Source organism: Denitrificimonas caeni, assembly GCF_905120345.1.
Lineage (GTDB): Bacteria > Pseudomonadota > Gammaproteobacteria > Pseudomonadales > Pseudomonadaceae > Denitrificimonas > Denitrificimonas caeni_A.
The window spans coordinates 1-7,695 of the sequence record NZ_CAJHOA010000014.1; the positions used below are offsets into that span (position 1 = coordinate 1).

Here is a 7,695-nt window from a genome sequence, read left to right on the forward strand (position 1 = left end):
TTCCCCATGTGAGAGTAGGTCATCGTCAAGCTTGAACAGTAAAACCCCAGATCAGCAATGATCTGGGGTTTTTTTATACCTCGAATAAAGTAAAGCCCCCTGTATACACGCTTCTTTTGTCTAGAAGCTGCGAAAAACTGTTCCAGTTCAGTACCTAATCGCCGCATCAAACACAGTACAGCTGTACTCGAACTGATGCTTTTATGCTGGCAGTGAGCTTTCTGCATCATCAACTGCTTTACTGCTAAAATGCCTTTATATTTTTAGGTGTGTAGCTATGGATCCCAGAAGTCAGGTGCTGTTGCGCAATATTGAATTATTTAATGGCAAGGTATTGTTAGCCGGCTTGCCTTTCGATGAGTTATTAACTGAACTGCCGCAGGCGCTGGGCTGGAGTTGGCATGCCGGTGAGTATGCTGGACTCGCTTCGCGATTCCCTGAGCGCTGTACTTTTTCTACACAGTTACCATCTGCTGAGTACAGCGCTGGCGTTCTATTTTTACCAAAATCACGCGAGCTGACTGAGCATTTAATGCAGGAGCTTGCTGCAAAGATACCCGGTGGCCTATTGTTTATGGTGGGTGAAAAACGCGAAGGAGCAGAGCGTGCGGCTAAACAGCTGGCGACCTTTGGTCGGACCAGTAAAGTAGATAGTGCACGTCATTGCCAGCTCTGGCGTTGTGAGGTGACTCAAAAGCCTGAGGCGCTTGGATTAGACACTGCAGAAAAAGTCTTTACTGTCGAAGCAATAGGGCAGTCGATTGCAGTGCATAGTTTGCCAGGTGTCTTTAGTCATGGACGCTTAGATTTAGGTACGCAGTTACTCTTAGAGTGCTTAGACGGTTTGCCAGCAGGGCATTATCTGGATTTTGGTTGCGGTGCTGGTGTAGTGGGTTCATTTTTAAAAAAGCGCTACCCAGACGCAGAAGTGACTATGCTGGATGTTGATGCCTTTGCGGTACGTAGCAGTGAGTTAACCTTAGCTGCTAATCAGCTTGATGCTGTCACTATTGCAGGTGATGGTATCCACGCTGCACCCAAGCAGTTAGCCGCTATTATTAGCAACCCGCCTTTTCACCAAGGAGTGCATACCCAGTATCAGACCACTGAAACCTTATTGCGTGAAGCTGCTGAGCATCTGCAACCCGGTGGTGAGTTGCGCATTGTGGCCAATAGTTTTTTAAAGTACCCACCTTTAATTGAACAGCATCTGGGACCCTGTACAGTATTAGCTGAACGTAATGGTTTTAAAGTGTACCGCGCTGTACGCCGCTAAGAAGTGCTTTAGATTGCTAACTATTTTAGTTTAAAAAGGACATAACGTGACTGAGAATGCTTTTGTATTTGATGTGGTAGGTGTTGAACAGTTTGAGCAACTGGTTGTGCAGAAATCATCGGATAAGCCTGTATTGGTAGACTTCTGGGCACAGTGGTGTGCGCCCTGTAAAGTACTGATGCCGATGTTGGAAAAGATCACTGCCAGTTACCAAGGTGAGCTACTGTTGGCTAAAGTGGATTGCGATGTTGAGCAGGATATTGTTGCCCGCTTAGGTGTGCAAAGTTTACCGACTGTGGTTTTATTTAAAGACGGTAAACCCGTAGATGGCTTTACTGGTGCACAAACCGAGGCTGACATCCGCACTATGCTGAGTCAGTATGTGAGCGAGCCTGTCCAAGACGCTGAAGACCCTGTGCAAACTGCACAAAACTTATTTGATAGTGGTGAGTTTGCTCAAGCTGAAGCTGTGCTTAAAGAGTTATTGTCAGGTGATGATCAGCAGTCTGTAGCGCTAGTCTTATTTGCACGTTGTTTAGCCGAGCGAGGTGCTCTAGCAGAGGCAGAAGCAGTCTTAAACTCCGTCACTGATGATGAGCAAAAGTACGCGATTGCTGCTGTACGTGCGCAGTTGGCGTTTTTAAGGCAAGTGGTTGAGCTGCCTGATATGGCAGACTTAAAAAGCCGCTTAGCTAAGAATGCCAATGATGATGAAGCGCTGTTGCAGCTGAGCGTGCAACAGCTCGCACGACAAAATTACCAGCCTGCTTTAGATAATTTACTGCAGTTATTTATTCGTAATCGCAGCTTTGCTGATGGTGCTGCGCATAAAACCTTGCTGCAAGTGTTTGAGCTGCTGGGTACAGAGCATCCATTAGTTACGCTCTATCGCCGACGCTTATATCAGGCACTGTATTGACCCACCCTTTACAGACACTGGTGTACTGAACTATGCAGCGTTTTTATGCGATGTTGATCGATGCTTGGCTGCATGCGGATACGCGGCGACGTTTATTTGCCCTAGCTATACCCATGATCCTCAGTAATTTATCGGTACCCTTAGTCGCATTGGTCGACAGCGCAGTGGTCGGGCGCTTACCGCACGCTTATCAGTTGGGGGCTGTGGCTGTGGGCGGGAGTCTGTATACCGTGCTGGTTTGGACATGTGGGTTTTTACGCATGGGCAGCACAGGCTTTGCTGCGCAAGCGGTGGGGCGCAATGATCAACAAGCACTGCGTTATATTTTACTGCAGAGTTTGCTGCTGGTATTGGCCTTAACCCTATTGTGCTTGGCAATTATCTTACCCCTGTTGCCGCATGTCTTATCTTGGATGAACACCTCTGACGATTTGCGTGCGTTAGCTCAGCAGTATTTTTTGATTCGCATGTACGGTCTACCCGCTGCTCTAATGATGCACGTTTTAGTCGGTTGGCTACTGGGGATTCAAAATGCGCGCGCAGCATTATGGATGTTGTTGCTGTGTAATCTGGTCAATATTGTCTTGGATATTTATTTTGTTTTCGGACTGCAATGGGAAGTTGCCGGTGCCGCACGGGCCTCGGTGATTGCTGAGTGGACGGGAGCGGTGTTGGGTCTGATTTTGGCTTGGCGCTATGTTGATAAAGGGCCCTTGCTGAACTTTTGGCAACATTTACTACGATGGGCGAGCTGGCGACCTTTGCTGGCAGTGAATCGCGATATTTTAATTCGTAGTCTAGCGCTGCAAGGCGTGTTCTTTATGGTGACTTTTCAAGGGGCGCGCTTAGGTGACAGTACCGTCGCGGCTAATGCTTTATTACTCAATGGCTTGTTGCTCTGTGCTTATGCGTTGGATGGTTTAGCGCATGCGTTAGAGGCGCTAACCGGACATGCTCTTGGCCAGCAAGACCGTCTAGCACTGCAGCGCGCGTTGTGCTTGGTCAGTGTCTATTCGTTATTGGCCAGTAGTATTTTTGCACTACTGTTTTGGTGGGCGGGTGATGTGTTTATAGCCTTACAAACCAATATTGCCAGCGTGCAAAAAACGGCGTCAGGCTACCTTATCTATCTAGCACTGTTGCCGTTGATTGCGGTCTGGAGTTATGTTTTGGATGGCTTGTTTATCGGTGCGACGCGGGCCAGAGAGATGCGCAATTCGATGCTTTTGGCCGTCGTGGTTTGCGCACCGATTGCATGGTTATTACAAGGGTTTGCTAATCATGGACTGTGGATCGCTTTCTTACTCTTTATGATGTTGCGAGCTGTTTTTCTGGGCATTAGCGCACGGCATTTACCCAGTTGGTTTAGCAATACCTAGAAGCGTATGCGATGAGTTCTTCGCTGTAAGATTGCAGTCAGTAGGCTTAAGACGCACAGTAATATTAATGGCCAAGACTGCCAGCGTAAATAGGGTGTTAGGCCTTGCATAGGTACCACTGATCCACGTAATACAGCTTGTTGGAATTGCGGTACGGTTACGCTGATGACGCCGTGCGGATCAATCAAGGCGCTGACGCCGTTATTGGTGGCACGGATCATCCAACGCCCAGCTTCTAAGGCGCGCATTTGCGCCATTTGTAAGTGCTGCATAGGGCCAATTGAGGTGCCAAACCAGGTGTCATTACTGATCGTTAAAAGAATATCACTTTGTGCGGCAAGCACTGCGGCAAATTCTGGATAGACCACCTCATAGCAGATATAAGGTGCAATCTTGTAGCCTTTAGCGTTAATTGGCACTTGCTGGCTGGGGCCGCGAGCAAAATCAGACATCGGTAGATCAAAGAAAGCAATTACCCCTCGTAGCACATCTTGCAACGGGACATATTCACCAAAGGGTACGAGTTTTTGCTTGAGGTATTCGCCCTGGCTGTCACCTAATGTTGTGATAGCGTTGTAATAACGTAAATAGCCATTACTATCGTTTTGCCGTAGCGGCACTCCAGTAATCAGTGCTGAGTCGCGCTGAGTAATGATGCGATCCATGCTGTTGAGATAGCCTACTGCTTGTTCTTTCAAGACAGGTACCGCGGTTTCTGGCCAGATAATTAAATCACTGGGTGCCGCGTTTAAAGTCATTGATTGGTAGAGCAGCAGTTGCGCTTCAATTTGCTCAGGATCCCACTTGAGGTTTTGTTCGATATTGCCTTGGATCGCGGTGACGCTTAGAGGCGCGCCGGAAGGCTGTGTCCATTCTTTAGTTTGTAAGGTAAAGCCTAAGCTCAAGATCACTGCTAAGACGACCCCAGCACCAAGACGTGATTGCCATTGTTGGTTTTTCCAGAGGGTTAATAGCAATACGCTACTTAGCGCCAACACAAAAGAAAGCAGCCAAACACCACCCAGCGGGGCAAGCCCTGCTAAAGGGCCGTGCAGCTGGCTGTAACCTATATACAGCCAAGGAAATCCAGTTAAAAACCAACCGCGAAAGGCTTCAATCACCACCCATAGAGCGGCAAAGGCGACTGCATTACTAATGGTGTGACCGCTTTGACGAAAAAAGCGCACCCATAACCAGCCAAACAGTGCTAAAAATAGCGCTAAGCCGGCGACAAACAGTACGGTTAAGAATAAGGCTAGGGGGGCTGAAGCGGCACCGTAGTCATGGATACTGACATACACCCAGCTGGTGCCACTGGCAAACAAGCCAAAACCAAACCACCAGCCACGCCATGCTGCTTGGCTCGGACTGATCTCGCTTAAGCTAAGGTATAAAACAATACAAGCGATAAACGTCAGTGGCCAAAGATCAAATGGCGCTAAGGTTAAAGTGATCAGAGCGCCGGCGACTAGACTCAAGCCATTGCCGATCCAGCCGCTGCGAGTCAGCCATTGCATGGTGTGTATTCCTACTAAGGTGATTCAACGCTGGGCTCGATCATACTGTTTTGAGCCTTATGATGAGCTGCTGTGCTTGGTTTTTTTATCTAAGGGGGTGATGCGCAACAAGTGCAAACGTCGGCTGTCAGCATTGAGTACACGAAAACGCATACGATCTATTTCAATGGTTTCATTGCGCTTGGGTAGATGACCAAAGGCACTCATCACGACGCCACCGATGGTATCAAACTCATCTTCGGAGAAACCACTGTTAAAGAAGTCGTTAAAATCGTCCACTGGTGTTAGCGCTTTAACGATGTAATCACCCGTTGGTAAGGTGCGGATGTAGCTGTCTTCTTCGACATCATGCTCGTCTTCAATGTCACCGACAATTTGTTCAAGCACGTCTTCAATAGTGACCAGTCCAGCCACGCCACCGTACTCATCAATCACTACGGCCATATGGTTATGGTTGGCGCGGAACTCTTTGAGTAAAACATTTAAACGCTTGGATTCGGGCACGAAATTACATGGGCGTAATAAGCTACGCAAATCAAATTGCTCTTCTTTTTTTAGAATCAGCGGTAATAAGTCTTTAGCAAGCAGAATACCCAACACTTCATCGTTATTTTCACCGATCACCGGATAGCGTGAATGTGCTGCATCAATAATAGCAGGCAAAAATTCTTCAGGTGATTGGCAGGCTTTAATACTGATCATTTGCGAACGTGGAATCATGATGTCGCGAACTTGTAAGTCAGCAATTTGAATCGCACCTTCGACAATCGCGAGGGCATCATTATCGAGTAGCTTATTGCGGTTGGCTTCGCGCAGCAGTTCGAATAATTCTTGGCGAGTTTTGGGTTCTTGGGCAAAAGCTTGGGCTAGTTTTTCCAGCCATGACTTATGCCCGCTGCTAGAATTATCTTCACTCATGATGGTATTAAATCCGTGTATTGATTATCGAGATAAGGGTCAGGGTGACCGATTTCAGCCAGTAATTGCCGTTCTAACGCTTCCATTTCTTCGGCTTCTTCATCATCAATATGGTCATAACCTAATAAATGTAAACAGCCATGAATCACTAGGTGTGCCCAGTGTGCCGTTAGTGCCTTATGTTGTTCGCGGGCTTCAGCTTCAACCACTGGCACGCAAATAACTAAGTCGCCAAGCAGCGGAATATCCAGCAAACCATCAGGAATATCAGCAGGAAAAGACAGCACGTTGGTTGGGTAATTTTTACCGCGCCAAGTGGAGTTCAGCTCCAAACCTTCTTCATTGTCGACCAAGCGGATGGTTAGCTCGGACGGGCTGGTGCGCTGGCGTAAAGCTAAGCCGCACCAGGCTAAAAAATCAGCGTGGCTGGGTAGTTGGCTGGCTGAACTGGCAATTTGTAGATCAAGTTCGATCAAGGACGTGGCTCTCTAGCAGAATCAGTCGGTGCCGTTGAGTTATAACTTTCATAAGCTTCAACGATGCGTTGCACCAGTGGATGGCGTACCACATCACTGGATTTGAAAAAGGTAAAACCAATACCCGGTACATCTTGCAAGACTTTAATCACCTGAATCAGCCCCGATGTTGTACCGCGTGGCAAGTCGACTTGAGTGATATCACCCGTAATCACTGCGGTTGAGCCAAAGCCAATACGGGTCAGGAACATTTTCATTTGTTCAGTCGTAGTGTTTTGGCTTTCATCCAAAATAATAAAACTATTACTTAGCGTACGGCCACGCATATAAGCCAGCGGTGCGACTTCGATCACTTGTTTTTCAATTAAGCGAGTCACATGCTCAACCCCCAGCATCTCGAACAGAGCATCGTATAAAGGGCGCAAGTAAGGATCAATCTTCTGTGATAAATCACCGGGTAAAAACCCCAGTTTCTCTCCCGCTTCGACCGCTGGACGTACCAATAAAATATGTTGCACCAATTCACGTTCGAGCGCATCAACGGCACAGGCCACGGCTAGAAAGGTTTTACCCGTACCCGCTGGACCAATACCGAAGTTAATATCATGCGCTAAAATCGACTTAACATAATTTTGCTGATTCTCACCACGAGGGCGAATCGCGCCTTTGCGTGTACGCAAAGCAACTGTACTGGTCTGTGCCGCAGACGGGCTGGATAATTCTTGCATGCTCGACTCTTGTAAAAAGAGGTGCACGGTATCTGGGCTTAGATCAGCGTGTTTAGTTTCACGATAAAGTCGACGTATCAGTTGTTCAGCTGAGCGAGTCTGCTCGCGAGGACCGAGCAATTCAAACTGCTCGCCGCGATTACGAATGGTGATATTTAATCGTTGCTCGATTAAACGTAAATGCTCGTCATATTGGCCACACAAATTTGCAAAGCGTGCAGCTTCAAAGGAATCGAGAGTAAAACGATAGGTATCAGTTGATGTGTTCAAGGGTTTGAGGAATGCCTACTTAACAAATGAAGTGTCTAGGATAGCGCTGTAAATGCAAAGCGGGAAGAGCTAAAAAGGTCGAGTGTTTATTTGTTAAGTAAAGGTGGCCTCAAAGACGCCACCTGACTGACCACGCTGACCCTGTAAATGATTCTGTGTAACTGCCAAGGTTAAATATAATCCGTTAAGCGGTCTTCAAATTCAATCATAAA

At 47.4% G+C, this 7,695-nt stretch carries 7 protein-coding genes; 3 read left to right on the forward strand and 4 right to left on the reverse strand.

All coding sequences use genetic code 11. The features are described from left to right. Positions 1-277: 277 nt before the first annotated feature. The 3 genes from JYJ62_RS15685 to JYJ62_RS15695 are packed head-to-tail and all read left to right on the forward strand — an operon-like array spanning position 278 to position 3,574. The gene (locus JYJ62_RS15685) at positions 278-1,276 is read left to right on the forward strand and encodes a class I SAM-dependent methyltransferase (RefSeq protein WP_205343183.1); all 999 of its coding nucleotides are present in this window, start codon (positions 278-280) and stop codon (positions 1,274-1,276) included. Positions 1,277-1,322: 46 nt separating this feature from the next. Then, positions 1,323-2,195, forward strand: coding sequence for a thioredoxin (trxA, locus tag JYJ62_RS15690; protein WP_205343184.1), 873 nt, complete (start codon positions 1,323-1,325; stop codon positions 2,193-2,195). A 32-nt stretch (positions 2,196-2,227) separates the two neighbouring features. Next, positions 2,228-3,574 carry an MATE family efflux transporter gene (locus JYJ62_RS15695; RefSeq protein WP_232365824.1) on the forward strand — a complete coding sequence of 449 codons (1,347 nt, stop codon included), beginning with the start codon at positions 2,228-2,230 and terminating at the stop codon, positions 3,572-3,574. On the opposite strand, the gene lnt is transcribed toward JYJ62_RS15695, so the two are convergent. Genes lnt through JYJ62_RS15715 form a run of 4 tightly spaced genes read right to left on the reverse strand, consistent with a single transcriptional unit; the run spans position 3,571 to position 7,483 of the window. After that, positions 3,571-5,091 (reverse strand): apolipoprotein N-acyltransferase, encoded by a 1,521-nt coding sequence (lnt, locus tag JYJ62_RS15700; RefSeq protein ID WP_205343185.1) that lies wholly within the window; start codon positions 5,089-5,091, stop codon positions 3,571-3,573. The two genes, JYJ62_RS15695 and lnt, sit on opposite strands and share 4 nt — an antisense overlap. A gap of 57 nt (positions 5,092-5,148) precedes the next feature. Beyond that, complete coding sequence (locus JYJ62_RS15705) at positions 5,149-6,009, reverse strand: HlyC/CorC family transporter (RefSeq protein ID WP_205343186.1); 861 nt, start codon at positions 6,007-6,009, stop codon at positions 5,149-5,151. Continuing rightward, positions 6,006-6,485 (reverse strand): rRNA maturation RNase YbeY, encoded by a 480-nt coding sequence (gene ybeY, locus JYJ62_RS15710; protein ID WP_205343187.1) that lies wholly within the window; start codon positions 6,483-6,485, stop codon positions 6,006-6,008. The genes JYJ62_RS15705 and ybeY overlap by 4 nt, the downstream gene beginning before the upstream one ends. Then, positions 6,482-7,483, reverse strand: a complete 1,002-nt coding sequence (locus JYJ62_RS15715; protein WP_205343188.1) for a PhoH family protein — start codon at positions 7,481-7,483, stop codon at positions 6,482-6,484. Before JYJ62_RS15715 ends, ybeY begins: the two co-directional genes overlap by 4 nt. Positions 7,484-7,695 lie beyond the last annotated feature (212 nt).